This is a genomic window from Reyranella sp., from assembly GCF_044224635.1.
Taxonomy (GTDB): Bacteria; Pseudomonadota; Alphaproteobacteria; order Reyranellales; family Reyranellaceae; genus Reyranella.
The window spans coordinates 49,956-76,409 of record NZ_JBGAKA010000019.1; the positions used below are offsets into that span (position 1 = coordinate 49,956).

25 protein-coding genes and 1 tRNA gene are annotated in these 26,454 nt (G+C 66.8%); 7 read left to right on the forward strand and 19 right to left on the reverse strand.

Translation table 11 applies throughout. The features are described from left to right. Positions 1-46: 46 nt before the first annotated feature. From mazG to ACILR9_RS18045, 10 genes are all read right to left on the reverse strand, one after another. Positions 47-880, reverse strand: a complete 834-nt coding sequence (gene mazG / locus ACILR9_RS18000) for a nucleoside triphosphate pyrophosphohydrolase (protein WP_395711330.1) — start codon at positions 878-880, stop codon at positions 47-49. A 76-nt stretch (positions 881-956) separates the two neighbouring features. Continuing rightward, positions 957-1,601 carry a hypothetical protein gene (locus ACILR9_RS18005; RefSeq protein WP_395711331.1) on the reverse strand — a complete coding sequence of 215 codons (645 nt, stop codon included), beginning with the start codon at positions 1,599-1,601 and terminating at the stop codon, positions 957-959. Positions 1,602-1,676: 75 nt separating this feature from the next. Beyond that, positions 1,677-2,459 carry an MBL fold metallo-hydrolase gene (locus ACILR9_RS18010; RefSeq protein ID WP_395711332.1) on the reverse strand — a complete coding sequence of 261 codons (783 nt, stop codon included), beginning with the start codon at positions 2,457-2,459 and terminating at the stop codon, positions 1,677-1,679. After that, positions 2,450-3,238, reverse strand: coding sequence for a TatD family hydrolase (locus ACILR9_RS18015; RefSeq protein ID WP_395711333.1), 789 nt, complete (start codon positions 3,236-3,238; stop codon positions 2,450-2,452). Before ACILR9_RS18015 ends, ACILR9_RS18010 begins: the two co-directional genes overlap by 10 nt. A gap of 3 nt (positions 3,239-3,241) precedes the next feature. After that, positions 3,242-4,795 carry a methionine--tRNA ligase gene (gene metG, locus ACILR9_RS18020; RefSeq protein WP_395711334.1) on the reverse strand — a complete coding sequence of 518 codons (1,554 nt, stop codon included), beginning with the start codon at positions 4,793-4,795 and terminating at the stop codon, positions 3,242-3,244. 51 nt (positions 4,796-4,846) lie between these two features. Then, complete coding sequence (locus ACILR9_RS18025) at positions 4,847-5,989, reverse strand: DNA polymerase III subunit delta' (protein WP_395711335.1); 1,143 nt, start codon at positions 5,987-5,989, stop codon at positions 4,847-4,849. 208 nt (positions 5,990-6,197) lie between these two features. Next, positions 6,198-6,839 carry a dTMP kinase gene (gene tmk / locus ACILR9_RS18030; protein WP_395711336.1) on the reverse strand — a complete coding sequence of 214 codons (642 nt, stop codon included), beginning with the start codon at positions 6,837-6,839 and terminating at the stop codon, positions 6,198-6,200. Next, on the reverse strand, positions 6,836-8,128 hold the full coding sequence (locus ACILR9_RS18035) for a D-alanyl-D-alanine carboxypeptidase family protein (RefSeq protein WP_395711337.1): 1,293 nt from the start codon (positions 8,126-8,128) through the stop codon (positions 6,836-6,838). The genes tmk and ACILR9_RS18035 overlap by 4 nt, the downstream gene beginning before the upstream one ends. Further along, positions 8,112-9,125 (reverse strand): septal ring lytic transglycosylase RlpA family protein, encoded by a 1,014-nt coding sequence (locus tag ACILR9_RS18040; protein ID WP_395711338.1) that lies wholly within the window; start codon positions 9,123-9,125, stop codon positions 8,112-8,114. The genes ACILR9_RS18035 and ACILR9_RS18040 overlap by 17 nt, the downstream gene beginning before the upstream one ends. 234 nt (positions 9,126-9,359) lie before the next feature. After that, positions 9,360-10,253, reverse strand: a complete 894-nt coding sequence (locus tag ACILR9_RS18045; protein ID WP_395711339.1) for a lytic transglycosylase domain-containing protein — start codon at positions 10,251-10,253, stop codon at positions 9,360-9,362. A 312-nt stretch (positions 10,254-10,565) separates the two neighbouring features. Here ACILR9_RS18045 and ACILR9_RS18050 point away from each other — a divergent pair, with 312 nt between their 5' ends. From ACILR9_RS18050 to ACILR9_RS18065, 4 genes are all read left to right on the forward strand, one after another. Beyond that, the gene (locus tag ACILR9_RS18050; RefSeq protein WP_395711340.1) at positions 10,566-11,549 is read left to right on the forward strand and encodes a Bug family tripartite tricarboxylate transporter substrate binding protein; all 984 of its coding nucleotides are present in this window, start codon (positions 10,566-10,568) and stop codon (positions 11,547-11,549) included. Positions 11,550-11,559: 10 nt separating this feature from the next. Next, positions 11,560-12,420, forward strand: a complete 861-nt coding sequence (locus tag ACILR9_RS18055) for a TauD/TfdA dioxygenase family protein (protein WP_395711341.1) — start codon at positions 11,560-11,562, stop codon at positions 12,418-12,420. Positions 12,421-12,431: 11 nt separating this feature from the next. Then, complete coding sequence (locus tag ACILR9_RS18060) at positions 12,432-13,256, forward strand: phytanoyl-CoA dioxygenase family protein (RefSeq protein WP_395711342.1); 825 nt, start codon at positions 12,432-12,434, stop codon at positions 13,254-13,256. Positions 13,257-13,472: 216 nt separating this feature from the next. Continuing rightward, positions 13,473-13,562: transfer RNA gene (locus tag ACILR9_RS18065), tRNA-Ser, on the forward strand. A gap of 241 nt (positions 13,563-13,803) precedes the next feature. On the opposite strand, the gene ACILR9_RS18070 is transcribed toward ACILR9_RS18065, so the two are convergent. The 7 genes from ACILR9_RS18070 to ACILR9_RS18100 all read right to left on the reverse strand — a co-directional run bounded on the left by ACILR9_RS18070 (position 13,804) and on the right by ACILR9_RS18100 (position 18,444). Further along, entirely contained in the window at positions 13,804-14,211 is a 408-nt protein-coding gene (locus ACILR9_RS18070; protein WP_395711343.1) for a hypothetical protein, read from the reverse strand. A gap of 267 nt (positions 14,212-14,478) precedes the next feature. After that, complete coding sequence (locus ACILR9_RS18075; RefSeq protein ID WP_395711344.1) at positions 14,479-14,697, reverse strand: hypothetical protein; 219 nt, start codon at positions 14,695-14,697, stop codon at positions 14,479-14,481. Between the two features lie 182 nt (positions 14,698-14,879). Beyond that, on the reverse strand, positions 14,880-15,869 hold the full coding sequence (locus tag ACILR9_RS18080) for a Bug family tripartite tricarboxylate transporter substrate binding protein (protein WP_395711345.1): 990 nt from the start codon (positions 15,867-15,869) through the stop codon (positions 14,880-14,882). Positions 15,870-16,000: 131 nt separating this feature from the next. Next, the gene (locus ACILR9_RS18085; RefSeq protein ID WP_395711346.1) at positions 16,001-16,888 is read right to left on the reverse strand and encodes a DMT family transporter; all 888 of its coding nucleotides are present in this window, start codon (positions 16,886-16,888) and stop codon (positions 16,001-16,003) included. Between the two features lie 61 nt (positions 16,889-16,949). After that, positions 16,950-17,255, reverse strand: coding sequence for a hypothetical protein (locus tag ACILR9_RS18090; protein WP_395711347.1), 306 nt, complete (start codon positions 17,253-17,255; stop codon positions 16,950-16,952). Positions 17,256-18,083: 828 nt separating this feature from the next. Next, complete coding sequence (locus ACILR9_RS18095) at positions 18,084-18,275, reverse strand: hypothetical protein (protein ID WP_395711348.1); 192 nt, start codon at positions 18,273-18,275, stop codon at positions 18,084-18,086. A 25-nt stretch (positions 18,276-18,300) separates the two neighbouring features. After that, the gene (locus tag ACILR9_RS18100; RefSeq protein WP_395711349.1) at positions 18,301-18,444 is read right to left on the reverse strand and encodes a hypothetical protein; all 144 of its coding nucleotides are present in this window, start codon (positions 18,442-18,444) and stop codon (positions 18,301-18,303) included. A gap of 137 nt (positions 18,445-18,581) precedes the next feature. Here ACILR9_RS18100 and ACILR9_RS18105 point away from each other — a divergent pair, with 137 nt between their 5' ends. Next, entirely contained in the window at positions 18,582-19,733 is a 1,152-nt protein-coding gene (locus ACILR9_RS18105; RefSeq protein WP_395711350.1) for a sterol desaturase family protein, read from the forward strand. Between the two features lie 44 nt (positions 19,734-19,777). On the opposite strand, the gene ACILR9_RS18110 is transcribed toward ACILR9_RS18105, so the two are convergent. Both ACILR9_RS18110 and ACILR9_RS18115 read right to left on the reverse strand, forming a co-directional pair. Continuing rightward, a complete protein-coding gene (locus ACILR9_RS18110) occupies positions 19,778-20,803 on the reverse strand; it encodes an amino acid ABC transporter substrate-binding protein (RefSeq protein WP_395711351.1) in 1,026 nt (341 codons plus the stop codon). A gap of 23 nt (positions 20,804-20,826) precedes the next feature. Beyond that, a complete protein-coding gene (locus tag ACILR9_RS18115) occupies positions 20,827-23,436 on the reverse strand; it encodes a tetratricopeptide repeat protein (protein ID WP_395711352.1) in 2,610 nt (869 codons plus the stop codon). Between the two features lie 195 nt (positions 23,437-23,631). On the opposite strand from ACILR9_RS18115, the gene ACILR9_RS18120 reads away from it, so the two are divergent. Together ACILR9_RS18120 and ACILR9_RS18125 are read left to right on the forward strand one after the other, a co-directional pair. Then, positions 23,632-24,621, forward strand: coding sequence for a Bug family tripartite tricarboxylate transporter substrate binding protein (locus ACILR9_RS18120; protein ID WP_395711353.1), 990 nt, complete (start codon positions 23,632-23,634; stop codon positions 24,619-24,621). 4 nt (positions 24,622-24,625) lie between these two features. After that, positions 24,626-26,263 carry a thiamine pyrophosphate-dependent enzyme gene (locus ACILR9_RS18125; protein ID WP_395711354.1) on the forward strand — a complete coding sequence of 546 codons (1,638 nt, stop codon included), beginning with the start codon at positions 24,626-24,628 and terminating at the stop codon, positions 26,261-26,263. Positions 26,264-26,454 lie beyond the last annotated feature (191 nt).

The window sequence follows — 26,454 nt, forward strand, 5'->3', positions numbered from 1 at the left end:
AAGCTGGGGAGGTGGGTGAAGAAGAGCGCCGCGTCGTCAGCAGTGCCTACACGCCGCTCTTTGCCTCCTGCCAGAGCGCTTCCATTTCCTCCAGGGTGGCGTTGCTCGGCGTGCGGCCGCCTTCGGCGAGGCGGCGCTCGATGTAGCGGAAGCGGCGCTCGAACTTGTCGTTGGTCGCCCGCAGGGCGGCCTCGGGGTCGATCTTGAGGTGCCGGGCGAGATTGGCGACGGCGAACAGGACGTCGCCCAGCTCGTCGGTAAGCCGATCCTGTGCGACCGTTCCCCTGGCCAGCTCGGCGCGCAGCTCATCCAGCTCCTCCTCGATCTTGTCGATGACCGGGGCGGTGTCTTTCCAGTCGAAGCCCACGCGGGCCGCTCGCTTCTGGATCTTCTCGGCGCGCAGCAAGGCGGGCAGGGCGAGGGCGATCCCGTCCAGGGCGCCGGCCGGCCGAGCGTCGTCGCTCTTCTTGGCCGCCCGTTCAGCCGCCTTGCGAGCCTCCCAGGACACCGTCTGGGCCTCGGCGGTCGCCACCTTGGCGTCACCGAAGACGTGCGGATGGCGGTCGACCATCTTGTCGGCAATGGCGGCGGCGACGTCGGTGAAGTCAAAGGCGCCGGCCTCGTGCGCCATCTGGGCGTGGTAGACGACTTGCAGCAACAGGTCGCCGAGCTCTTCCTTGAGTGCCGGCAGATCGCCGCGGGCGATCGCGTCGGCAACCTCGTAGGCTTCCTCGATGGTGTACGGCGCGATGGTCCGGAAGCTCTGCTCGATGTCCCAGGGGCAGCCGTGCCGGCGATCGCGCAGCCACGCCATCACCGCCAGCAGCCGTGCCAAGGGCTCGGCGGGCAGGGATTCGACGGTCGGGCGGGCGGTGTCCATTCGGGGCTGATCCTGTATCCGATTATCGTATAATATATATTATGACAAATGTTTCTACGGTACTATTATCAAATAGTTACCAGATTATTGTCATGTTTCGCTTTAAGAGTGCCAGCAACCGCAACCCGCGCTCGGCCTGGCTCGCGGGCACGCCGAGCGTCAGCAGGACGCCCTCCTTCGGGTTGCCCGGCTTCTGCATCACCAGGTCGAACACCTGCCGGGTCTCGCTGTCGCCCTGCGCCCGGGCGACGTTTTCGTAGACGATCAGGAAGGTGCCGTCACCCAGCTTGCGGGCGCGTGCCTGGATCGTTGGACGGCGGGCCTGAATGGAGCCGGTCTTCATCGCCGCGTAGTGCTCGGCGTCCTTGGCGCCCTCGAAGGCGAAATCGACCCGCCAGATGATCAGGCGGAAGCGCTTGTCGGTGCTGTAGGCAACGCCCCGCTCCCAGTCCTCGGTGGCCTGCCAGCCAAGCGGCAAGGCCATGTCGACCCGGATCGAGGCGAACTGCACGCGCGCCAATCCGTTAGCCGCATCGATGCCCAGGATGCGCGACGATACCTGGTTGGGACCCCCGGCGATGATCGGGTCGCCGCGGGTGAAGCTCGCGCCGTTGTCGTTTACCGCAAAGTCACGAAACGTCAGCCCGGCAGGGTCCAACGCCTCTTGTGCGGACGCCCGGCTGGAGACAAGGCCGGTGGCCAGCGCCGCCAGCAGGAACATTCGCCGGCCGGGCTTCCTTTGTCCCGCCTTGAGCGATCTATTAAATATCATCGGCAAGCCATTGTTATTATTGATTCAGTCTCCATCCGTTTCAATCGTCATTCCATCATGGCAGGGGCTGACATGAGCCGGCGTCAGCCGGTCGACCTCGGCATAGTCCATGTCGACATGCAGATTGGTCAAGAAGGCGCGCTGTGGACTGACTCGCTCGACCCATTCGAGCGCCAGGTCGAGATGGGCGTGGGTCGGGTGCGGGCGGAAGCGCATGGCGTCGACGATCAGCACCTCGACGCCCTTCATCGCCTCGAAAGCGTCGGTCGACAGGGCGACCACGTCGTTGGCGTAGGCGATCCGGCCGAACCGGAAGCCGAGCGAGGTCGTGGTGCCGTGGTCCTGGGTGAACGGCACGACCGGAATGCAGGACGCGGCGAGGAAGGGGCCCTCGATCGGCCGGTGCCGGTAGATCGGATTGTAGAAGCCCCCGCCCTCGGCCTCGAAGCAGTAGCCGAAGCGGCGGCGCAGGATGTCGAAGGTCCGCCGGTCGGCCCACGCCTCGATCGGCCCCTGGCGCAGCGCGTAAGGCCTGAGATCGTCGATGCCATGCACCTGGTCGGCATGCTCGTGGGTCCAGATCACGGCGTCGACGCGCTCGACCTCGGCGCCGAGCAGCTGGTCGCGCAGGTCGGGCGAGGTGTCGACCAGGATGGTTCGGTCGCGGGACTCGACCAGGATCGAGCAGCGCCGTCGCCGGTTGCGCGGGTCGGCCGGGTTGGCCGCTCCCCACTCCCCCTTGCCGCCCTTCCCGCCCGGCCGGGGCACGCCGCCCGACGTACCGCAGCCCAGGATCGTCACCCGCACCGGACGCGCTCCGCCTTGGCGAACAGCCGGAAGAAATTGTCGGTCGTCGCCACGGCAAGCTCGGCCGGGCTGACGCCCTTGAGCTCGGCGACCTTGGCCGCGGTGTGGGCGACGAACGCCGGCTCGTTGGTCTTGCCGCGCTTGGGCACCGGCGCGAGATAGGGCGCGTCGGTCTCGACCAGCAGCCGGTCGAGCGGGATGTCGCGCACGATGTCGCGCAGCTCGTTGGCCGCCTTGAAGGTGACGATGCCGGAGATCGAGACGTAGAAACCGAGCGCCAGCGCCCGCTCCGCCACCCGACGCCCCGAGCTGAAGCAATGGATCAGCCCGCCATAGGCCCCCTTGGCAAACTCCTCCTCGAGGATGTCGCCGGTCTCGCCGTCGGCGTCGCGCGTGTGCACGATCAGCGGCAGGCCGGTCTGGCGCGCCGCCGCGATATGGGCGCGAAAGCTCTCGGCCTGCTCGGCGCGCGGGCTGTGCTCGTAGTAGAAATCGAGCCCGGTCTCGCCGATGCCGACCACCTTGGGATGGCGCGTCGCCTCGACCAGGCGGTCGGGGGTGCGCTGCCCCTCCTCCTTGGCCTCGTGCGGATGGACCCCGACCGAGCACCAGATGTTGTCGTGGCGCTCGGCGATGGCGCGCACGCCCTCGAAGCGGTCGAGCCGCGTGCCGATGGTCAGCATGCCGGCCACCCCGGCGGTACGGGCGCGCGCCAGCACGCCATTTTCGTCGGAGGCAAGCTCGGGAAAGTCGAGATGGCAGTGGCTGTCGATCAGCATCGGCTAGCTCGCCGCCTTGGCCGTCTCGACGAAGCGCGGGAACACGCCCTGCGGCGGCGGCAGCGCCGTGCCCGGCTCGAGCGCGTGATCGAAGGCCGCGAAGTGACGGTGTTCGGGCGGAACGCCGAGCTGGTCGAGGATGCGGCCCGAGGCATCGGGCATGAAGGGCTGCACAAGCAGGGTCACCCGCCGGATCGTCTCGGCCAGCACCCACAGCACGGTGTCGCGCCGCGCCGGATCGGTCTTGGCGAGCGCCCACGGCGCCTGCGCATCGACGTAGCGGTTGGCGTCGGCGATCACTTCCCAGATCGACGTCAGGGCACGATGGAACGCCTGCTCCGCAAGCTCCGCGCGCACGAGGTCGAGCAGCTTGGCCGCGCGCTCGAGCAGCGCCGTGTCGGCCTCGGCCAGCGGACCCTTGGCCGGCACCTTGCCACCGCAGTTGCGCGCCACGATCGACAGCACGCGTTGGCAAAGGTTGCCGTAGGCATTGGCGAGATCGCCGTTCAGCCGGCCGATCAGCGCCCGCTTCTGGAAGTCGCCGTCGTTGCCGAACGGCACCTCGCGCAGCAGGAAGTAGCGCACCGGGTCGAGCCCGTAGGTATTCACCAGCTCGACCGGATCGATCACGTTGCCGAGCGACTTGGAGATCTTCTGGCCCTCGTTGGTCCACCAGCCGTGCGCGAACACGCGCTGCGGCGGCTCGACGCCAGCGGCCATCAGGAAGGCCGGCCAGAACACGCAATGGAAGCGGATGATGTCCTTGCCCACCATGTGCAGGTCGGCCGGCCAGTACTTCCACAACGGCGCGCGCTCGTCCGGGTAGCCGCACTCGGTGATGTAGTTCGTCAGCGCATCGAGCCACACATACATGATGTGGCTGGGATCGCCCGGCACCGGCACACCCCAGCTGAAGCTGGTGCGCGACACCGACAGGTCCTGCAGGCCGCCCTTCACGAAACTGATCACCTCGTTGCGCCGGCTCTCCGGCGCGATGAAGCGCGGGTTGCGCTCGTAGAATTCGAGCAGCCGGTCGGCCCAGGCCGACAGCTTGAAGAAATAGGACGGCTCCTCGACCCAGTCGACCTCGGCGCCGGTCGAGATGGCGCGCCGCTTGTTGTCCGGCCCGACCTCGGTCTCCCCTTCGACGAAGTAGGTCTCGTCGCGCACCGAGTACCAGCCGGCGTACTTGCCGAGATAGATGTCGCCGGCCGCCGCGAGCTTCTCCCACAGCGCCTGGCAGGCCGCGTAGTGCCGCTTCTCCGTGGTGCGGATGAAATTGTCCGGGCTGTAGTTCATCCTGGTGACGAGGTCGCGGAACGACACGCTCACCTTGTCGGCGAAGGCCTGCGGCGCCAAGCCGACGGCGGCGGCCGCCTTCTCGATCTTCTGGCCGTGCTCGTCGGTGCCCGTAAGAAAATGGACATCGCGCCCGTCGAGCCGCATGAAGCGCGCGAGCACGTCGCAGGCGAGCGTGGTGTAGGCGTGCCCGATATGCGGCACGTCGTTCACGTAGTAGATCGGCGTGGTGATGTAATAGGTGCTGCGGCCCGACATGATGACTCGTCTCCGGACTGTCGCCCCTCCCGGAGCGCCATCATCAGCGCCTCAACGCATCGCCGATTGGAGTTCCAGGAAGCTGCCGAGCACCGTCTGCTTGCGGTCGAGATTGATGACGTCGGCGCGGGACAACAAGTGGGCGACCTTGTCCCATGCCTCCATCCAGCGATCAAGGCTCGCCGCGGCCAGCAGGCGGGCGTGCAGGCCCGCCTCGGCCGGCGCGATGGCGGCGGCTTGCGACTGAGCGTCGCTGCCCAGTGCCGCGCGGCGCGCCAGGCCCTTGACCCAGCCATCGAGCAGGTAGCCGAGAGAGCGCCAGTCGGCGTTCGCCTCCTCGCCGCGGCGCGCGAAGCGCTCGGCGAAGCCGTGCAGGCGCACCATGTCGAGCTCGGGCAGCGTCGCCAACACGCCCACCATCTCGCGGTAGAGCGCGAGGCTGCCGGCGTTGGCGAGCTCGAGCGCGCGGCCGATGCTGCCGTCGCTGAGCCGCGCCAGCATGGCGCGCTCCTCGGCCGGCATCTGCGGCGCGTGCTCGGCCAGCAGGCGGACCACCAATTCGTCGGCGAGGGGCTTCAGCACCAGCCGGCGGCAGCGCGAGCGGATGGTCGGCAGAAGGCGTCCGGGCGCATGCGCCACGATCAGCAGGACGGCGTTGGGCGGCGGCTCCTCGAGGATCTTCAGCACCGCGTTGGCGCTGTTGCGATTCATCTCGTCGGCGGCGTCGACGATGGCGACCCGCCACTGCCCCATCGCCGGCGTCATGTGCATGAAGGCGCCGAGGCCGCGGACATCCTCGATGACGATCTCCGAGCGTATTCGGCTTTCCCTTTCATGCATGGTCCGCCGGAGATGGAACAGGTCGGGATGCGAGCGCGCATCGACCAGCGAGCGGCCGGGCGCATCGGCCGCCACGCTGAGGCCTTCTGGTGCATCGCCGAACAGGCCGCCGCCTCCCTGCCCGCACAGCAGGAAGCGCGCGAAGCGCCAGGCAAGCGTCGCCTTGCCGATGCCGCGTGGGCCCGCCAGCAGCCAGGCATGGTGCAGCCGTCCGCTGCGATGGGCGGCGAGCATCGCCGCCTCCGCCGGCTCGTGGCCGAGCAGCCGCGCGGTGCGCCACGGCGGCGACCAGTCGTACGGCCATTCGAGCTTCTCGAGCTCGCTCGCATCGACGCTCGTCCTCGCGCGCGCCATTACTGCACTCTCCTTCCGGACCGCGAGCGCCCTTCGATTCTCCTCCCCAGCTCTGCTGGGGAGGTGTCCGCGTCTTCGCGGACGGAGGGGTCATGAGCAGCGGGACTGCGGCCTCTGACCCCTCCGCCCCCGATTACGGGGGCACCTCCCCAGCAGAGCTGGGGAGGAGAATCGAAGGGCGCTCGCGGTCCGGAAGAGCATGAACTCTTCATCGGACACCGAGTCGTTCGGCCGTCACTTGCGTGATCGCATCTGCTGTCGCATCGACATCGCCGCTGGCGTCGATCACGGCGCAGCGCTCGGGGTATTGGCGCGCGATCTCGAGGAAGCCTGAGCGGACGCGGGCATGGAAGCCGGCCGGCAGGCTCTCGTAGCGTGTCTCCGTGCCGCGCCGCTTGGCCGCGCGCGCCAGGCCGATCTCGATCGGCAGGTCGAGGATCAACGTCAGGTCGGGCCGGAAATCGCCGACCGCAATGCCGTAGAGTCGATCGAAGACGCTGCGGTCGACGCCATGGCCATGCCCCTGATAGGCGAGCGTCGAATCGGCGAAGCGGTCGCTGATCACCCAGGTGCCCTGCGCGAGCGCCGGCCACACGGTCGAGCGCAGATGGTCGCGCCGGGCGGCGAAGTGCAGAAGCGCCTCCGTCATGCCGTCCCACCGTTCGACCGGGCCCTCGACCAGCAGCTTGCGGATCATCTCGGCGCCGGGCGATCCGCCAGGCTCGCGCGTCGTGGCGACCGCGAGACCGCGCGCCTCGAGCCAAGCCTTGAGCCGCAACGCTTGTGTCGATTTCCCGGTGCCCTCACCGCCTTCCAGTGTGATGAAGCGTCCGCGCGACGCTCCACTCACGACCACCAGCCGAACAGGTAGTGACCGATCATCGCCGTCACGCGGCCGAGCACGCCCTTGCGCGGCACGTCGGCGCCGGCCTCGAGCGGATACTCGATGACGCGGCCATCCGGCAGGGTGACCGCGGCGACGCCGAGCTTGGTGCCCTTGGCGATCGGCGCCGGCAGCGGCCCGTCATACTTGGCGATCACGCGCGGCGATACCGCCTGCCCGGTCGGCGCCGTGACCTGCACCATGCGCGGCACGACCAGCGGCACCTTGTCCTGGGTGCCGAGCCACACCGGCGCCTCGGCCACCGTGTCGCCGGCGCGGAACACCGTGGTGTTGGTGAACTCGCGGAAGCCCCATTCCATGACCCGCGACGTCTCCTGCGCGCGCTCGGCCATCGAGGTCATGCCGTTCACCACCAGGATCAGCCGCCGCCCGTCGCGGATCGCCGACGTCGCCTGGCCGTAGCCGCCTTCCTCGGTGTGGCCGGTCTTCAGCCCGTCGGTGCCGGCGGTCGTCCTGAGCAGCCGGTTGCGGTTGTCCTGCTTGATGTTGTTGTAGATCCAGTTGGTCTCCGAATAATACTTATAGTATTGTGGGAAATCGTCGATCGTCCGCCACGCCAGAACGGCGAGGTCGCGTGCCGTCGTCCACTGACCTTCGGCCGGCCAGCCTGACGAGTTCTTGAACACCGAGCCGGTCATGCCGAGCTCCTTCGCCTTCTTGGTCATGCGCTCGGCGAAGCTTTCCTCCGTGCCCGATAGGCCTTCGGCGACGACCACGCAGGCGTCGTTGCCCGACAGCACGATCATGCCCTTGATCAGGTCCTCGACCGAGACCTCGCTGCCCAGCTCGACGAACATGCGCGAGCCGCCCATGTTGCGCGCCCGCTCGCTGACACGGAACTTCGTGTCGAGCTTCAGCCGGCCCGCCGCGAGCTCCTCGAAGACGATGTAGATCGTCATCATCTTGGCCATCGACGACGGATGCATCGGCTTGTCGGCATCCTTGAACAGCAGCACCGTCGAGGTCTGCGGATCGACCATGAAGGCCTGCTTGGCGAGCGTGCCGATGCCGATCTGCGACGGCGGCAGCGCCTCGGTCTTGCTGGCGATCGACTGGCCTGGCTTGGTCGGCGCCGGGCGCGGCTTGGCCGGCGGTTTCTGCTGCTGCTGCGCCTGCTGGGCCGGTTTCTTCGGCGCGTCGCCCTGCTGCGCCCAAACGTCGAGCGACGGTGCGGCCAGCGCCGCAACCGCAATCAGCCCCGCAAGGAGGCGCAGTCGATCAGTTAGCCACGACACGAGCATCACCATAACCTGAACGCTTCAACCGGTCGGCGACTATGCCGGCGGCATCCGATGTTGTGTAGGGCCCGAGACGGACGCGAAAGACGTCGCGCCCGCCGGCCGAGCCCCGGAAAACTTCCGTCGCGCCGTAGCTGCGCACGGCGTCGCGCTGGCGCTCGGCATTCTCCGCCGTCGAGAAAGCGCCGGTCTGGACATAGAAGGCGCCGGCGTTCGGCGCCGACGCGGCCGGGCTGACCAGCGATGCCACCGTCACGCTGCTCGCCGGCGCCCCGTTATTGGTCTCTACCACGACCTGCTGCGGTGCGCCGTTCCACACCATCATGGGCGGCTGCTGAGGCTGGGGCTGGGGCTGCGGCTGGGCTGGTGGTGCCGGCGGTGGCGGTGGAGGCGGCGCGGCGACCTCGACTGCGCGGGACGCCGCCGCCGGCGTCCGCCGGCCGGAAGAGAGCTGGGCCACTGCGGCATGCTGCTCGGCCGGGCCGCCGCCGCTCAGGGCGACTTCCTTCACCGCGAGGCTCTCGGCCTGGAGCTGCTCGATGCGCACCCGCGCCGTGCCCTTGCCGACGACGTCAAGCTCCTCGGCGGCCGTGCGCGACAGGTCGATGACCCGGCTGCGCGCGAACGGGCCGCGATCGTTGATGCGCACGACCGTCGACTGGCCGTTCTCGAGATTGGTGACGCGGACGATCGAAGGCATCTGCAAGGTCCGGTGGGCCGCCGTTCGGTCACTCTGGTCGTAGCGCTCGCCGTTGGCGGTCGATTTGCCGTGGAAGCCCGGCCCATACCACGAGGCGACCCCGGTTTCGACGCGGTTGAACTCTTCCTTCGGTGTATAGACCACGCCCTCGACCGTATAGGGATTGCCGATCTTGTAGGTGCCGCGCTGCGGCGCCGCGGCCGAGGCCCCTCCGCCCTTGCTCGACGAGCCGCAGGCACCAAGGGAAACCATCAGCAAGGCGGCCAGTCCGAGACGGACAGGAAACCGGGACACAGGCGAGTATCTAGCTAGGGCTAGAGGCATGCGCGCAGCATGATACATCATCTTGGGATGCGCTGGCAGGCCATTCGCCTCTGGACGTTCTCTCATTCTCCTCCCCAGCTTCTCTGGGCAGGTGTCGCCGCTTGACGGCGGCGGAGGGATCATGGGTCATGATCCGATGACCCCTCTGCCCGGTCTGACGGAGCACCTCCCCCGCGAAGCTGGCGAGGAGAACGAACGGCGCAATCACGCGGCAGCGATCTTGTCGGACAGGAGCCCGACAGCGAGGCCGAAGAAATCGGACTGGTTCCAGCGCAGGATGACGCGGAAGTTCTCGCTCGTGGCGAAGGCCGGTCCGTTCGGGCCGCCCGGTCGCACGATGCGCATGTCCTTGCCCACGGCCGTGCCGGCCGGCACCTCCTGGCCCCAGCTCAGCCCCGGGCGCCAGCCGACCCGGCGCAGGTAGTTGACGATCGAGGCGAACACGTCGGCCTTGTTGCCCCAGATATCCATGCGGCCGTCGCCGTCACCATCGGCGGCGTATGCCTGGAAGCTGGTCGGGATGAACTGGCACTGACCCATCGCGCCGGCCCATGAGCCCTTCATGGCGTGCAGGCCGATATGGCCTTGGCTCACGATCTTGAGGGCGGCGATCAGCTGGGTGCGGAAGAACTGGGCGCGGAAATTGTTGAACACCAGCGTGGCCAGGGCCGAAACCACCTCGAATTCGCCGAGCCGCGTCCCGTAGTTGCTTTCGATCCCCCACAGGGCGGTGACGGTCGGCGCCGGGATGCCGGCCGGGCCGGCGAAGCGATCGATCAGCGCGCGGTTCTCGCGCAGCAGTACCCTGCCCCGCTGTACACGCTCGTTGGAAACGACGATCTCAAGATAGCGCTCGAACGTCATCTTGAACTCGGGCTGATTACGCGCTTGTTCCATGACCACGGGCAGCTCCCGGGCCGAACCGAGCGCCTGGTCGAGCGTCCCTGCGTCGACCCCGGCTTTCAGCGCCTCCGCGCGCAGGCCCTGCAGGAAGGCGGAGAAGCGGGCGTCGTTCGGCTGAGCGAGCGCGGGCCATGGCAACAGCGTCGCCGCCCACAGCCCTCGTCGAGTGATCGTCACGGATCGTCGAGTGTTCATGGGGCGGCTCGCCAGCGTTTGCGTCCAAGATTAGGAAAGATACCCAACTAGCTCTAAACCTTGCAAGATCTATGGCAGCTCCACGACGGGGCCACGGGCGATGATTGGCGCCTGGGCGTTGCGTTCGGCGGGTCAGGGTGCCAGGGGCCTTTGAAGTGGCGCGGTCCCAGCCATAAATGCCGGTCCCTGTTGCATGAGCGCGATGCGCAGGTGAGTGTGGACGTGCGGTCCGGCGCGCATCGACTATGCGGCAGGAAGAGGCTGGTGCCGGAAGAACAGGAAATATCCGCGGGCGCCCGTCAGGGAGGAACAATGAAGCTGCATCGCCGGGCGCTTGTCGGCGCCCTTCCCGCTGTCGGCGGGCTCTACGCTGCCGTTGCGTCTGCCCAAGGAACGGATGCTTATCCGTCGCGGCCGGTGACCATCGTCGTGCCCTTCCCGGCCGGCGGCAGCGCCGACCTCAATGGCCGCACCGTCGCGGCGCAGCTCACTGCCGCGCTCGGCCAAAGCTTCATCGTCGAGAACAAGGCGGGGGCCGGCGGCAATGTCGGTACGGCCTTCGCGGCGCGGGCACCGGCCGACGGCTACACGTTGCTGATGAGCAATTCCGGCGCCCTCACCGTCAATCCGCACCTGTTCAGCCAGGTGGGCTACGACGCGCTCAAGGACTTCGCGCCGATCTCGCTGTCGGTGAAGATCTCCAACCTGCTGCTGGTCCATCCCGACCTCCCGGTGCGCTCGTTGCCGGAGCTGTTCGCCTATGTGAAAGCAAAGCCCGGCCTGCTCTATGGCCACAGCAGCGGCTCGAAGCAGCTGTCCGGCGAGGTGTTCCGCGCCAAGGCCGGCATCGACATGCCGCCTGTCGCCTACAAGGGCAGCGCGCCGATGATGGCCGATCTGCTGAGCGGCCACATCAAGATCGGCTTCGACGAGGTGCTGACGTCGATGCCCTACATCCAAGCCGGCAAGCTGATCCCGATCGCCACCACGGGCGCGGTGCGCTGGCCTGCCCTGCCCGACGTGCCGACGATCGCCGAGCAGGGCGGCGCGCTGGCGGGCTACGAGGTCACCGGCTGGTTCGGCCTGCTGGCGCCTGCCGCAACGCCGCCCGCACTCGTCAATCGATTGAGCGAGACGTTGCAGAAGGCGTTTGCCGACAAGGCCTTCCGGCAGCGCATCTACGAGCAGGGCTCCGAGCCGGTCGGCAGCAGCGCCGCCGAGTTCAAGGAGTTCGTCACCACCGAATACAATCGCTGGGGCGACTTGATCCGCACCGTCGGCATCAAGATCGAGTAGCGGCGCGACGATGAGCCTCGCCATCCAGACCGTCTCGCCGCACATCGGCGCCGAAGTGCTCGGCGCCGATCTCGGCCAGCCGGTCGGCGACAATCTCTTCCGCGAGCTGCACCAGGCCTGGGTCGACGCCGACGGGCTGCTGATCGTGCGCGACCAGGTGCTGACGCCGGCACAGCAGATCGCCTTCAGCCGGCGGTTCGGCGAGCTCGCCTCGGCGGACGAGAACCCGGTGATCGCCAAGTACGCCCTGCCCGGCCACCCCGAGATTTTCCGAGTCTCCAACAAGAAGAAGGACGGTGAGCCGCTGGGCCGCGAGGACGCCGGTACCTATTGGCACTCCGACGGGACCTGGCAGGCCTGGCCCTCGAAGGCCTCCATCCTCTACGCCATCGAGATCCCGCGGGTCGGCGGCAACACCATGTTCGCCGACCTCTACCACGCCTGGGAGACGCTCTCGCCGACCATGCAGCGCCTGCTCGATGGCTTGCAGGCGGTGCATGCGATGGCGAACGCCGGCGATACCAGTTACGGCCGCGAGTTCGCCGGCAAGGACGAGGTGATCGCTTCCAAGAGCGCGACTCATCCGCTGGTGATCACGCATCCCGACAGTGGACGCAAGGCGCTGTTCGTCAATCGCGGTTACACCGCGCAGATCGTCGGCATGAGTCGAACCGAGAGTGATGCCCTGCTCGGCTTCCTGTTCCAGCACTCGACCGCGCCCGAGCTGGTTTATCGCCACATCTGGCGTCCCAACGACCTGGTGATCTGGGACAATCGCTGCACAGCGCACTACGCCATCCCCGACTACAAGGCGGTCGGCGATCGCTACCTGCACCGCACGTCGGTGAAGGGCGATCGGCCGATGCAATGATGGAGGAACGCATGTCCCGAAGCCTGCACGGGGTCCTCGATCAGGAGGAGATCACCGCCTACCGTCGCGACGGCTACATCGTGCCGCGTCTGCGCCTCGCCGGCGACGACCTGGCCGCGCTGCAGCAGGCGGTGTCGCATCTGGTGGAGGACAACCCCAGCCTGCTCGACCAGTCGATCGTGGCGCCGCACGTTCCGGGGAGCGGCGTGCAGGGAGTGAAGGTGCGGTCGCCGGAGTACTGGCGGCGCATCGCCCTGCACCCCGACATCCTCGACATGGTCGAGCAGGTGGTGGGGCACGACATCATCCTGTGGGGCACGACGCTGTTCTACAAGCGCGCCCTCGCCGGCCCCGAGACCGGCTGGCATCGCGATGGCCAGGTCTGGCCGATCAAGCCGCTGGAGACGACCAGCGTGTGGATCGCCGCGACCGAAAGCAATCGCAGCAACGGCTGCCTGCGCGTCATCCCGGGCTCGCACGCGGCGCGGCGGATCGGCGAGCACGTGTTCCAGGATCGCAAGGACATGATCGTCCGTCGCAGCCTCGCCGCCGAGGAATTCGACGAGGCCGCGGCGGTCGATGTCGAGCTCGAGCCCGGGCAGATGGTGATGTTCGACGTCTACACGATTCACGGCGCCGCCCATAACCGCGGCGCGATCCCGCGCGCCGGCTATGCGCTGCGCTTCATGCCGTCGACCAGCCATTTCGACCACGACGGCGCGGAGCGCCGTGACGAGCCGGGCTACGCCCACAACACCCGGCCGTTGCTGCTCGCACGCGGAGTAGACCGCTGCGGCCTCAACGACTTCTCCCGCGGACATCCGGCGGCGGCATGAAGACGATGATGCCACTGCCTGCGCCACCCGCCACCCAGGGTGCAAGCCGACTAGACCCGGCGGACGGCCGTCGAAGGCACTGAGAAGCGGCCAGGTTTTGAGTCGGCAGTCGCCGCCGTCGCCAAGCGCAACGCGATCAGTTCGTGGCCAATTCAACTTTCGTTCCGGCGTGACCTTCGTTAAAAGGCGCAGAATCGCTCGACTTCTGAGGCGTTTGGATGGGTGGCCGAGTGGTTTAAGGCACCGGTCTTGAAAACCGGCGTGGGTTCACGCTCACCGTGGGTTCGAATCCCACCCCATCCGCCACATGTGAATCTAAACTGCTCGTGCAGCGCGTCCACGGATTGGTGAGGCCGAGATCGCAACACCAGCTGAACGCTGGCGCCGACCCATCCTCTCCTCCGCGGCCGGCCGCGTCGCCCCTTATGGGTCGAGCAGCCAGGCATTCCCGTAGCGCCGGTCAAGTCGAGGTTGACGACGGAAGGCCGCCGCTTCGGTCGCTCGCGTCGGCCCTTCGATCTTTCAAGCCCCGAGCCCGACGGGGCCGCTAGGAATCCGACCCGGTATCAGCCGCCGAAGCGCTGCTGCTGCCGGACCCCACGAACCGCGCAAGCGCGTAACCCAGCAATGCCGCACCAGCCATCATCATGAAGGGGTGCGCGCGACCGAAATCCATCGCTGACTGCACCAGATCGGAGACTTTCTTTTCATTCAGCTCGTCGGCGAATTCGCTGACCTTGTCCGCCGTGTCCCGAACCTGCCGGGCCAGCGATGGCGAATTGTCGTCGATGAGATCAGCCAGTGCACCAGCTTTCCGACCCAGGCCGGAAGCCAGATCCGCACCCATCTTCAGCGACTGGTCGGCTGCCTGTTCAGCTTTCTTTCCCGCGGCGTCGCCTACCGCATGCGCCAAGTCACCCATCTGCTCGCCTATGCTTTTCGTCGTTTGCGCCATAGCTCCTCTCCATGATTGGGCACACGGTAAACGGCCGTCCCGATTCCAAGTTGCGCACGTCGTCGCGCTCCATTTCCACCAGCCGGCGCGGCTCCTGTCAGGTGCTGGAGCCCCGCGGCTTCCGATCGCGCCTTGCTCCCCGCAGATCGGCATTTTGGCTACCGGGCAGCGCCGCAGCGTTTCGCTTTCGAAGCCTGGGCAGTCGCGGCCTAGTCAGCGGCGCAGTCCCGGGCTCGAGCCGCTCCTGCTCTCGATCGTCCCGGCGCTTCAACGCTTCCTCCGGTCACCGCGGTCGCCTTGCCCGGGCTTGGCCACCGTCCTGGCCTTGCGGCGCCGATCGGAAGCAAGTGACCGGCTGACGTCGACCACTTCCTTGAAGGACGTCCCGCGCTCGTTGCGCCGCACGTAGAGCTTGTTCGTGCCAGTGTCGATCAGCTCCCGCTTTGCTGCCGGCTTGCGCTTTTCCGCTGTCTTGCGTGCTGCCATGTTCAGCCCTCCGTGGTCACCTCCGGGGAAACGCACCACGGGCGCAAAGGTGGCTTGCGGCCTCGAACTTCACGGCACTTAGATGCTCCAGGCGGCCGCCCGTACCCGATGGGCAAGCCGATGCGGCGCCAGGACTCCCGCCTGCCCCGGCTCGAGTCGGCACCTCTCCGTCTGCTTGCCGGCTATTTTGCCCCAGCAGTCGAGGCCGAAAGCTTGACGATGTCGCTCCAACGGCGGACTTCCCCGGCAAGGTAAGCCGCCACCTCGCCGGGACTGCCCCGCTTCTCCTCGACGCCCTGGGCAAGGAGCGTTTCATTGATCTTCGGATTCTGCAGCGCCTTGTTGATCGCGCCGGCGAGCTTGTCGACGACCGGCTGTGGGGTGCCCTTGGCCGCCAGCAGGAAGTAGGCGACGTCGACGGTGAGGTCCGGGTAGCCCGCCTCCTTGAAGGTGGGGATATCGGGAAGCACGCGGGCTCTCGCGTCGCCGGTGACGGCGATCATGCGGGCCTGCTTGGCGCTCTGGACCGGGATGCCCGACGCGATGGGGGTGAACCAGATCTGGATGCGATTGGCCATCAGATCGACCTGTGCATCGGTCGTGCTCTTGTACGGCACCATGACCGTATTGATCTTGGCCGCGCGGTTGAGCATCTCGCCCAGAAATTGCGGCAGGCCGCCGACATAGCCTGCGTAGTTGAGCTTGCCGGGCTGCTGGCGGGCGAGCTCGACGAGTTCGGCCACCGTCTTGGCGGGAAGCTCGTTCGGCACGAAGGTCGAATAGAATGTGCCGCCGCTGAACGCGACCGGCGCGAAATCCTTGGTCAGGTCGGAGGTCGCATTGCCCGTGACCTGGTTGAGTAGCAGGCTGGTGGAAGCAATCAGCAGCATATAGCCGTCAGGCCGCGATTTGGCGACGAAGTCGGTGGCGATGTTGCCGGTGGCGCCGGCGCGATTTTCGACGATGACGCTCTGGCCGAGCGTGCCGGTCATGTCCTGTGCAAGCTGGCGGGCGATGATGTCGTTGGCCGTGCCGGGGCCGAACGGAACGACAATGGTGATCGGTTTGGCCGGAAAGTCCTGCGCTCCTGCCGCAGCAGCCATCGCCATGGCGGCAATGCCGGAGATGGCTGCCGCAACGAGTGTACGGCGCGAACGCTTGTTGGCCTGCATGGACGCTCTTCCCTTCGTCTCCCAATTGGCTCGTTCCCAGAATACGGTTCCCGAGCGCCGGCTCGTCAACCATGAGCGGCCGCCTGGCGGATGGCCGAGCGGACAGAGACGCGTGCCACTGCCGGAATTCTTCACGACCGGCGCGGCAATGGGCCTCCGCTGGCCAAGTAGACGCCGACGCTGATAACGACGATCCCGATCCATTCCTCGGCGGCCGGCCATTCGTGCAGGATCGGGATGGCGAGCAGTGTGGCAATGACCGGGCCGAGCGCGATGAAGGCGCCTGCGGCCGATGCGCCGAGCAACGCAACGGCACGGCCGAACAGGACGAGAGAGACGACTCCCGTCAGCACACCTTGATAGAGGCCCTGCCATCCGAGCTCGTGCCAGGGTGCTGCGAGAATGCGCGGGCCGAACAGGGCGAGATAGATCGGGATGTAGACGATGAGCGAGGCGACGCAGGCAATCGCCGTGGCATGCAGGCCGTCGAGCCGTGCCTTCCGCAAAGCGACGGTATAGGCCGCCCACAGGAAGGTGGCCGACAGGAAGATCGCCTGGCCGATGCTCTCGCGTCCGCCGAAATCGCCGGGGCCGAGGCCGGCGATCATCACGGCGCCGGCGATGATCAACACGATGCCGATCCTGCGCCACGCGGTGAGCCTTTCCTTCAGCACGATCACCGCCATGATCGCGGTCGTCAGCGGCAGCACGCCCTGGGTGAAGGCGCTGGCATGCAACACCGGCGCGAAGGACAAGCCGGCGCCAACGGCAAGCGTGTAGGCCGCGCCGCCGCCGATCGCGATGGCGGCAAAGCCCGTAGGCCCAAGCTGGTCGAGCGCCCAGCCCCGGCGCACGATCACCGGCACCATGACGATACCGGCGACGGCGAAACGCAACGCAATCAGGTCGACGACGGCGAGATGATTTGCCATGCCCACGCGCATGACGACGAGCCAGCCTGCCCAGATCGTGATGGTGACGACAGCGCAAAGCGCACCCAACAGATAGCGCGACGACATGGCGCGACCTTAGCAGCGCGGCGGCTTTCGGATAGCCGGCAGCGAGCCACCGAGGCGTCGTCTATGGCTTGAACTCCCTGCCCGGTATCGAGACCCGGTTCTCGCGCAGCTTTTTCTCCAAAACCGGGATACCCTCGGGGTTGCCCTTCCGACAGGCTTCGAGTGCGTACGTTGCGTCAAGGTCGGCGCCCCATCCCGCAGGAGGCAGCACGAAACGGCGATAGAGATCGGCGAGCTGGCGACAATAGGCTGTGGTGTCGTCGGCGGAGAAGTTTTGCCCGGCGACGGGGGTGGACGCGCCGAGGAGGATGGCGAACTTCAACAACGCGGGCCGCATCAGCCTGAGCCATGTCATCAGGATGGCCATCCACCATTGTGCCGCCCGCACATGCGAGGCTGGCGATTGTCAGAGGTCCGCGCGGGTCCTGTCAACGTAGGGCGATCGCGTGAGGCCCATGGGTCCTGGACGAAAGGTCGATGCGTTCCTGATCCAACGGCCGCTGTACCCTTGGCGGGCCTGCTGCCTGCGGGCCTGGACTGGATGCCGCGCCGGTTGTGGCAAAGTCGGCGCTCGGTAACGAGCCAGGACACTGTCGCGCGAGGAACGTTGCCGGCAGCGAATATCTGCCGCAGTAAGGAGGAAGGGCCGCCGTGGGTGCGGCGGCCCTTCTGGTACGGGGCAATTTGGGGTGTGTGCCCCGTGCTGTGGGTGACGGGAAGGTGCGATGAACAGTGCAGGTTTGCCAGTGATCAACCTGTGATCCGCCGGGGGGTGCCAGCCCCATCCAGCTCCGCATCGAGTACGCCCCCCCCTCCGCGCGTCGATCGGCCCATCCCGATCGGATGCCGGCCGACCCCGCATCGGGCTGCTGTGCAGCCTCTATGACGACCCGCGCTCGGCCTACCGGGCAGGGTCGAAACGGACCGCGCGCATCCTGGTGACGAAGCTTTGCGCACATCAGCTGTACAAAGAAAAAGGCGGGTCTAAACTGGCGACCCGCCTGGAGTTGAGGGGAGAAGAAGGGCCTGATGCCCTGCGGCCCCGGAATGACCGCCCGCAAACTCTAGTACAGTGACTTATTAACTCAAGCGGTTTTTGGCTTCTTTCGCCGGTTTTCCGCAGATTTCTTTGCGGACAAGCCTGTACCTCTGATATCGAACCAAAAACTGCCGAGATATCAATAAGTTGCGATTGTCAGCTCTTTAAAGCATTAGCTGGTGCTTCTACCCGGTTCCAGTTGCTTGATTTCGAGGCGCTCGTCGATGGATTGGCATTCTTGTTGGCGACCAGGCTGATCTGCGTGCCGGAGAATCCGGCGGCCTCCATCGCTTCCACCGCGCGGCGGGCCTGATCGTAGGTGTCATCGACACGGGCAATTGCCTGCATGGCCTGCTCTTGTCGGCATGAGTGATCAGAATCCCGCCTTGAAGACCACGTTGCCCTTGTAGTCGACGGCGACCTGACCGGGCTTGCCGTTCCACTCGGCAGTACCGCGCCAGATGCCGTCAGGATCCTTGGCGAGGCTGGAAATGCTCGTGGCGCCCCAGGCAAGCACGCGGTCCCTCGCCTGACCTTCGCTCCGCCGATGCCAAGTCAACACTCCAGCATCGATCGGGTTGCCGTGTGCACGGAGCCAGGACCGGCAGATCGCATGGCAAGATGGCGACGCGGACTGTGGTAACATTGTCTTTCATGAAGACGCCAAAGCTCGCCCGGAAGACCACCGCCGTATTCGCCCAGAGCGGCGCGATGGACGTCGGCAAGGGCAAGATCACCGGAGTGATCGCCTTTGCGCTGGGCGGCATGGCCGTGCTGTCGGTTCTGGCCTTCCACTTCCCACAATATCTCACCACACCGGACCTGCGGAAACAGTACGACGTCGAGTTGCTGCGCGAGGTGCTGCTGGTCGGCATGGTGATCGCGGGCGGCCTTGCGCTGGCTAACCTGATCCGGCTGCGCAATCGCTGGCTGAACGGCATGGCGCTGGCGCTGGTCCTGCTCGCCGCCGCGCTGGGCGGTCATCGCGTGCAGGTCGGCGACTTCCCCGGCAACACGCCATACATCGGTCTCGACTGGTTCCTGCTCGACCTTCTGGGGTCCAGCCTGGTGTTCATCCTGATCGAGAAGATGTTCCCGCTGCATCGCGACCAGCCGGTATTCCGGCCGGGCTGGCAGACCGACTTCACGCATTTCATCGTCAACCACCTGATGGTCGGCTTGGCGCTGATCATCGTGAACTTCGCCATCCATCGCCTGTTCGGCTGGCTGGTCTGGCCGCCCCTGCAGAAATGGATCGGCGGGCTCCCTTTTTTCGCCGAGCTGTTGCTGGTGCTGCTGGTCGCTGACCTGGTGCAGTACTGGACGCACCGCGCCTACCACGAGATTCCGTTCCTCTGGCGCTTCCACGCCGTCCACCACAGCGCCGAGTACATGGACTGGATGGCCGGCTCGCGCCTGCACCTGTTCGAGCTGCTGGCAACGCGCGTGTCGATCCTGGGGGTGCTCTACGTGCTTGGCTTCACCGAGGCCGCGATGAACGTCTACATCGTGATCGTGGGCTTCCAGGCCGTCTTCAACCATGCCAACGTCCGGCTGCCCGAGGCATTCGCCCGGGCGCCCCTCAAATGGCTGATCGTGACGCCCGATTTCCACCATTGGCATCACAGCTCGGAGCGCGAGGCGATCGATCGCAACTACGCCGCCCACTTCGCCTTCATCGACTACATCTTCGGCACAGCCGTGAAGTCGGACCGCCGCTTTCCCGGCAAGTACGGCGTGCTTGGCGATTACATGCCGCCGGGCTTCGTCCGCCAGCAACTGTTTCCGTTCACCTGGAAGGGGTGAAGTGAATCATGCATCTCCCCGGCGAAGCTGGGGAGGAAAGCGGGCTACCGCATCGGCGGGGCGTACTGCATGCCGCCCTGGGTGGCGAGGGCGTTCAGGCTGCGCGGGATCCGGAGGTTGGAGCCGCTGCCGACATTGCGATCATAGACCTCGCCGTAGTTGCCGACCTGCTTGATGACGTTGTAGGCCCACTTGTCGTCGACATTGAGCGACTTGCCCATGCCGGGCGTCGCGCCCAGCAGGCGCTTGATCCTGGAGCTCTCGCTGCTCAGCATGCCGTCGACGTTGGTCGAGCGGACGCCGAGCTCCTCGGCCTCGACCATGGCGTAGAGCGACCAGCGGACGATTTCCCGGAAGGCGGTATCGCCCTGCTTGATGATCAGGCCGAGCGGTTCACGCGACGGGCTTTCCGGCAAGACGAGGAAATCGTTCGGGTTGCTGGCATGCGACGCGCGCGCGGCATAGACCGCCGAGCGGTCGGCCGTCAGGGCGTCGCACCGGCCGGCGAAGAACGCCGTGCGCATGTCCTCGAGCTTGTCGAAGCTCACCGGGCTGTAGGTCATCTTGTTGTTCCGGAAGTACTCCTCGGCATTCTCCGCCGTGGTCGTGGCGGATTGCACGCAGACGGTGTTGCCGCTCAGGTCCTTGGCGCTCTTCTTGCCGAGCTTGCGCGGCACCAGGAAGGCCTGGCTGTCGTAGTAGTAGACGGCGACGAAATCGAGCCCGGCAGTAAGCGCCCGCCCCATCGTATAGGTCGTCCCCGACACCAGCAGGTCGACCTGGCCGTTCTGCAGCGCCGGAAAACGCCGCGGTGCGTCCAGCGGAAAGAACCTGACCTTGTCGGCGTTGCCCAGGATCGCCGCCGCCACGGCCCGGCAGATGTCGACCTCGAAGCCGAAGAACCGGCCTTTGTCGTCCTTGCGGGCAAATCCGTGCGTGTCGCCGCGCACGCCGCAATTCAGCTCGCCGCGCACCTTGATCGAATCGAGCACGGCACCTGCCGCCGCTTCCTGCGGCAGCGCGGCCACCGCAAGGCCGATCGCTGCCAGAACAGCCGCCAAGTGCCGCATGCCCCTCTCCTCCAAGTCAGGCGTCAGCGGACGCCGTAATTCGCGAATTCTTCGGCGACGTTCGGCAGCATCGCCTTGGCCATGGCGATGTCGGCGTCGCCGCCCGACTTGTCGCCCATCTTGAGCTTGGCCATGCCGCGGCCGTAGTAGGCGCGCGCCCGGCGCCCGTCGATGGCGAGCGCGGCGTCGTACTGGGCGATCGCCCGCGCGAACTCCCCGCGCTTGAGCTCGATCAGGCCGCGATTGAGGATGGTGAACGGATCACGCGGGCTCAGCGCCTGCGCCGCATCGCAATCGGCTGCCGCGCCGTCCAGATCCTTGCCCAGGACGGCCTTGGTCATGCAGCGGTTGTTGAGCGCCTGGAACATCTTCGGATCGGCCTTCAACGCCTCGCCGTAGTTGGTGATGGCATTCGCCCAGTCGCCCTTGCCGAAATAGGCGATGCCGCGATTGAGGTACTGCGTCGCGTCCTTGGGCCTGAGCCTGATCGCCTGGTCGAGATCGTCGATCGCGCTGTCGTAGTCGCCGAGCTCGAGATAGATCATCGCGCGCGCCGCGTAGGTGCGCGGATTGGCGGGCTGCAGGCGCTGGGCGGTGTTATAGTCCTCGAGCGCCTGTTCGGTGTTGCCGCGCAGCGCCTGGATCTGGGCGCGGTAGAAGACCGCCGTCGGATTGTCCGGCGCCAGCTCCAGCGCCTTGGTATTGTCGGCGAAGGCGTCGCCGAAATCCTTCTTCAGGCCGTAGGCGAAGCCACGCTGGATCAGCGCGTTGACGTCGTCGGGACTGATGCGCAGCGCCGAATCGAAATCATCGATCGCATCGTCGATCTTGTTGACGAAGATCTCCGCCATGCCGCGGTTGATGTAGGCCAGCGGCTCCTTGGGATCGAGCCGGATCGACTCGGTGTAATCGGCGATCGCGCGCTTGTAGTCCTCGACGCGATGGAAGGCCGAGCCACGCTCGAAATAGACATTGGCCCGCCCGGGCGCCAGCTCGATCGCCTTGTCGAAGTTGGCGAGCGCCTCCTTGGCCTTGCCCTGCCTGAGGTAGGCTGCACCGCGCCCCAGGTAGGGTCGCGCCTCATCGGGCGTGATCTCGAGCGCTCGGTTGAAATCCTCAAGCGCGCCGTCGTAGTCCTGCTTGTCGATCAGGGCCATGCCGCGCTGGTAGTAGGCATGGGCGACCTGCTCGGCCAGCGCCGCCGCCTTGCGGTCGCGGTTCTTGGGCAGCACCGCGAGCAGGTTGGCCGTGCGCAGTCCGAGCGAGATCGCGCGCCGGAAATCGGTGATGGCGCGATCCGGCTCGTTCTTCTGGCGGTACGTGATACCGCGGTTGATGAGGGCGTTGATCTCTTCGGGATTGAGCTTCAGCGCTTCGTCAAAGTCGGCGATCGCGGCGTCGAACTTGCCCTTCTTGGCGTAGAGCACGATGCCGCGATTGACGTAGGGCAGCGGATCCTTGGGCGTGATCTCGATCGCCGCCGTGTAGTCGGCCAGGGCGGCGTCCGGATCGCCGGTCAGCTGGTAGGCGATCCCGCGCTGAATGTGGGCGAAGGCCTGCTTGGGCGCGAGCCGCAACCCTTCGGTGAAGTCGGCGATCGCCTTGTGGGTCTCGTTCTTGTACATGTACGCAGCGCCTCGCCCGACGAAGGGAGCCGCATCGTCGGGGTTGTAGTAGATCGCCTGGGTGAAGTCGGCGATCGACTTGTCGTAGAGCTGCTTGTCGTAGAGGACGAGGCCGCGCTGGTAGTAGGCGAAGGCGGCGAGCAGCGCCCAGTGATTGTCCTTGTCACGCTGCTTCAGCAGCACCTTGGTGACGTTGTCGGGCAACTCCTTGGTGTTGACCGGCTGGACGTTGGGCGGCAGGCACTTGATGCCGTCGGTGAAATCCTTGATCGCCTGGTCAAGATCGGCCTTGCGCTTGTAGGCGATACCGCGGTTGATCCAGGCTGAGACCTCGCAGTTCTTGAGCGCCAGCGCGGCCGTCAGGTCGGCGATGGCGCCGTCGCTGTTGTCCTTGCGGATGTACAGGATGATGCCGCGATGGATCAGCGGCGCCGTCTCCTTGGGTGCCAGGCGGATGGCGTCGCTGAAATCGACGATCGCGCGGTCGGCCTCGCCGATCTGCTGGTGGACCACGCCGCGCTGGATGTAGAGGTAGGGATTGAGCGGCTGCGCCAGGATCAGATCGCTCAGGATGCGGATCGACTGGCGGTAGTCGGCCTTGGAGCGGGTGTCGCTGCTCGGCCCGCTCTCGGACAGACCGCGTTGAAGGTACGCAACGGCGAGCTCGGGCATGCTGAGGCCGCCCTGGGCGATGGCCTCGTTGCAGGCCTCGACCTTTTTCGCTGCCTTGGCGCCGGTCAGTCCCGTGCAGACGTCGAAGGAGCTCGGGAGGTCCTTGGCGTTGGGCAGTCCGGCCTGGGCCGGCGGCTTGGCTTGCGCTGGAGCCTGGCCAGGAGCCGGGGGTTGCGGAGGCTTTCCCTGGGCCGGTGTCTGCGCGGGCACCGCAGGCTGCTGCGGCTTGGGTTGCGCGGCGACCGGCGGCGCGGGCCCGACCAGTGCCGAAACGGCAAGGCACAACGCCACCGCGCACGTGCCGAGGCTCGCGACCCTGGTCCCGTTATCACCCATCACCCGCACCTTTCACAGCTCGCCCTGCGGCTTGCACCCACCAAACCGCAGTGTAGCGGCAAAAATGACAAGATTTTGCGAGTTTTCAAGCTATTGAAGGGCGTCGTCGGACGATTGCGCACACCCTGTTGTCGACGGCGCCCGCGAGGTTTGTCACTTTCGCGCGGCTTCATGGAAGACTTTGGAGGAAACAAGATGACGAATTCAAATCGCCGGCGCGTGTTAGCCAGCATGGGTGGAGCGCTGGTGGCGCCGGCGATCCTGTCGGGATCGGCCCGCGCCCAGGGTACCTACCCCAATAAGCCCGTGCGCTACATCAATCCCTTTCCGGCCGGTGGTGCCACGGACACCCTGTCACGCCTGTTCTGCGCCAAGATGGCGGAGCTCACCGGCCAGCAATGGATCGTCGAGAACAAGGGCGGCTCGGGCGGCAATGTCGGCGTCGACGCGCTCGCGCAGTCGGCGCCCGACGGCTACACGCTCGGCCTGGGCGGTATCGCCAGCCACGCCATCGCGCCGACCCTCTACGCCAAGCTGCCGTTCAATCCGCGCACCGACTTCACCTTCGTCAGCACGATCTGGTTCCTGCCCAACCTGCTGGTGGTCAACCTCGACCTGCCGGTCAAGGATCTGCCCGAGCTGATCGCCTTCCTGAAGAAGAACCCGGGCAAGTACTCCTATGCCTCGGCGGGACCGGGCACGACGCTTCATCTGTCGGGCGAGCTGTTCAAGATCAAGGCCGGCGTCGACATGCAGCACGTACCCTATCGCGGCGCCGCACCGGCGATGCAGGACATCCTCGCCGGCCAGGTCCATATGATCTTCGACAACATCCCTGGCGCGCTTGCCCAGGTGCGCGCGGGCAAGGTGCGGCCGCTCGCCGTCACCTCCGCCAAGCGTACGCCGGTCGCCCCGGACATGCCGGCGATCGCCGAGTTCATCGAAGGCTTCGACATCGTGTCGTGGACCACGCTGACCGGGCCGGCCAAGCTGCCGACCGATGTCGTCGCGCGTCTCTCGGAGCTGTCCAAGAAGGCGCTGGAGAGCGATGACCTCAAGGCCAAGTTCGCCGACCTCGGCGCCACGGCGTGGTGGAACACGCCGGCCGCCACGCTCGCGTATCGCGACGCCGAGGAAGCGCGGCTGGCGCCCATTATCAAGGCGTCGGGCGCGCGTGTAGAGTAGCCGGATGCAAACCCTCACCACCGCGCAAGCCGTCGTGTCGATGTTGGAAGTGAACGGCATCGACACGATCTTCTGCCTGCCCGGCGTCCAGAACGATGCGTTCTTCGACGCCCTCTACGACCGCACCAACGCGATCCGCCCGATCCATGGCCGCCACGAGCAGGCCTGCGCCTACATGGCGCTGGGCTACGCCATGGCGAGCGGCCAGCCGTCCGCCTACGTCGTCGTACCGGGCCCCGGCTTCCTCAACACCACGGCGGCGCTGTCCACCGCCTATGCGGTGAACGCGCCGGTGTTGGCGCTGAGCGGCCAGATCCAGCAGGCGATGATCGGCCGCAACGCCGGCCTGCTGCACGAATTGCCGGACCAGCTGTCGATCATGCGCGGCCTCACCAAGTGGGCCGACCGCATCAACGCCCCCGCCGAGGCGCCTGGCCTGGTCAACGAGGCGTTCCGCCGGATGCTGTCGGGACGGCGCCGTCCGGTCGGCCTGGAATGCGCCATGGATACCTGGGCGCGGCGCGGTCCTGTCGAGCTGATCACGACGCCGGCCGCAGCCGATCCCAGCCCGGTCGACGAGGACGCCGTCGAGCGCGCGGCCAAGCTGCTGGGTGGCGCCAAGCGGCCAATGATCGTGGTCGGCGGCGGCGCGCAGGGTGCCGGCGCGTCGGTGCAGGCGATCGCCGAGGTGCTCGAGGCGCCGGTCATGACGGGGCGCATGGGCCAGGGCGTGATCGACGGCCGGCATCGGCTCTCGGTCACCATGCCGGCCGGCTACCGCCTGTGGGGCGAGGCCGACGTCGTGCTGGCGGTCGGCACGCGCCTGCAGCCGCAGCAGCAGAACTGGGGCATGGACGACGATCTCAAGATCATCCGCATCGATGCCGACAGCGCCGAGCTCGACCGCTTTCGCCGGCCGGAGATCGGCATCGTCGGCGATGCGACGGCGACCCTGGCGGCGCTCGCCAGCCGGATCGGCAAGCATGCCGGCAAGCCCAATGGCCGGGCCGAGCACGTCGCCGAGACCAAGGCTGCCGCGACCAAGATGTTGCGCGAAAAACTCGGGCCGCAGATCGGCTATCTCGAGGCGATCCGCGGGGCGCTGCCGGAAGACGGCATCCTGGTCGACGAGCTGACGCAGATGGGCTACGCCGCCCGCCTCGCCTATCCGACCTACAAGCCGCGCACGTTCCTGTCGCCGGGCTACCAGGGCACCCTGGGCTGGGGCTATGCCACGTCGCTCGGCGTCAAGGTCGCCAAGCCCGACACGCCGGTCGTGTCGATCAACGGCGACGGCGGCTTCCTGTTCACCGCCATGGAGATGGCGACGGCGGCGCAGCACGGCATCGGCGTCGTCGCCGTGGTGTTCAGCGACGGCGCCTACGGCAACGTGCGGCGCATCCAGCAGCAATCGTTCAACAACCGCACCATCGCCAGCGACCTGCGCAACCCCGACTTCGTCAAGCTGGCCGAAAGCTTCGGCCTCGCCAGCGAACGGGTGAAGTCGCCGGACGAGCTGAAGGCTGCGATTACGCGCGGCCTCGCGCGCGGCGGCCCGACCCTGATCGACTGCCCGGTCGGCGAGTTGCCCGACCCATGGTCGATCGTGCAAGTGCCGCGTATCCGGCCGCGGAAGGCATGACGCCTTCCTCCTCCCCAGCTTCGCTGGGGAGGTGTCCGCGTAATCGCGGACGGAGGGGTCATGAGTCATGAGAGATGGCGGGGCCCATGGCTCATGACCCCTCCGTCGCGTAAGACGCGACACCTCCCCAGCGAAGCTGGGGAGGAGAATGAGAAGAGCGCCACGGAGTGGCGCGCTCCCGGCGAAGACGA

Coding starts and splice junctions, on each gene's coding strand:
- ACILR9_RS18005 (WP_395711331.1), bottom strand. CDS start 1,601: ATGTTCCTGCTGGCGGCGCTGGCCACCGGCCTTGTCTCCAGCCGGGCG.
- ACILR9_RS18025 (WP_395711335.1), bottom strand. CDS start 5,989: ATGGCGCGCGCGAGGACGAGCGTCGATGCGAGCGAGCTCGAGAAGCTC.
- ACILR9_RS18015 (WP_395711333.1), bottom strand. CDS start 3,238: ATGCTGATCGACAGCCACTGCCATCTCGACTTTCCCGAGCTTGCCTCC.
- ACILR9_RS18070 (WP_395711343.1), bottom strand. CDS start 14,211: ATGGCGCAAACGACGAAAAGCATAGGCGAGCAGATGGGTGACTTGGCG.
- ACILR9_RS18110 (WP_395711351.1), bottom strand. CDS start 20,803: ATGCGGCACTTGGCGGCTGTTCTGGCAGCGATCGGCCTTGCGGTGGCC.
- ACILR9_RS18055 (WP_395711341.1), top strand. CDS start 11,560: ATGAGCCTCGCCATCCAGACCGTCTCGCCGCACATCGGCGCCGAAGTG.
- ACILR9_RS18115 (WP_395711352.1), bottom strand. CDS start 23,436: ATGGGTGATAACGGGACCAGGGTCGCGAGCCTCGGCACGTGCGCGGTG.
- ACILR9_RS18045 (WP_395711339.1), bottom strand. CDS start 10,253: ATGAACACTCGACGATCCGTGACGATCACTCGACGAGGGCTGTGGGCG.
- mazG (WP_395711330.1), bottom strand. CDS start 880: ATGGACACCGCCCGCCCGACCGTCGAATCCCTGCCCGCCGAGCCCTTG.
- metG (WP_395711334.1), bottom strand. CDS start 4,795: ATGTCGGGCCGCAGCACCTATTACATCACCACGCCGATCTACTACGTG.
- ACILR9_RS18125 (WP_395711354.1), top strand. CDS start 24,626: ATGCAAACCCTCACCACCGCGCAAGCCGTCGTGTCGATGTTGGAAGTG.
- ACILR9_RS18080 (WP_395711345.1), bottom strand. CDS start 15,869: ATGCAGGCCAACAAGCGTTCGCGCCGTACACTCGTTGCGGCAGCCATC.
- ACILR9_RS18075 (WP_395711344.1), bottom strand. CDS start 14,697: ATGGCAGCACGCAAGACAGCGGAAAAGCGCAAGCCGGCAGCAAAGCGG.
- ACILR9_RS18050 (WP_395711340.1), top strand. CDS start 10,566: ATGAAGCTGCATCGCCGGGCGCTTGTCGGCGCCCTTCCCGCTGTCGGC.
- ACILR9_RS18085 (WP_395711346.1), bottom strand. CDS start 16,888: ATGTCGTCGCGCTATCTGTTGGGTGCGCTTTGCGCTGTCGTCACCATC.
- ACILR9_RS18105 (WP_395711350.1), top strand. CDS start 18,582: ATGAAGACGCCAAAGCTCGCCCGGAAGACCACCGCCGTATTCGCCCAG.
- ACILR9_RS18090 (WP_395711347.1), bottom strand. CDS start 17,255: ATGGCCATCCTGATGACATGGCTCAGGCTGATGCGGCCCGCGTTGTTG.
- ACILR9_RS18120 (WP_395711353.1), top strand. CDS start 23,632: ATGACGAATTCAAATCGCCGGCGCGTGTTAGCCAGCATGGGTGGAGCG.
- ACILR9_RS18060 (WP_395711342.1), top strand. CDS start 12,432: ATGTCCCGAAGCCTGCACGGGGTCCTCGATCAGGAGGAGATCACCGCC.
- ACILR9_RS18095 (WP_395711348.1), bottom strand. CDS start 18,275: ATGCAGGCAATTGCCCGTGTCGATGACACCTACGATCAGGCCCGCCGC.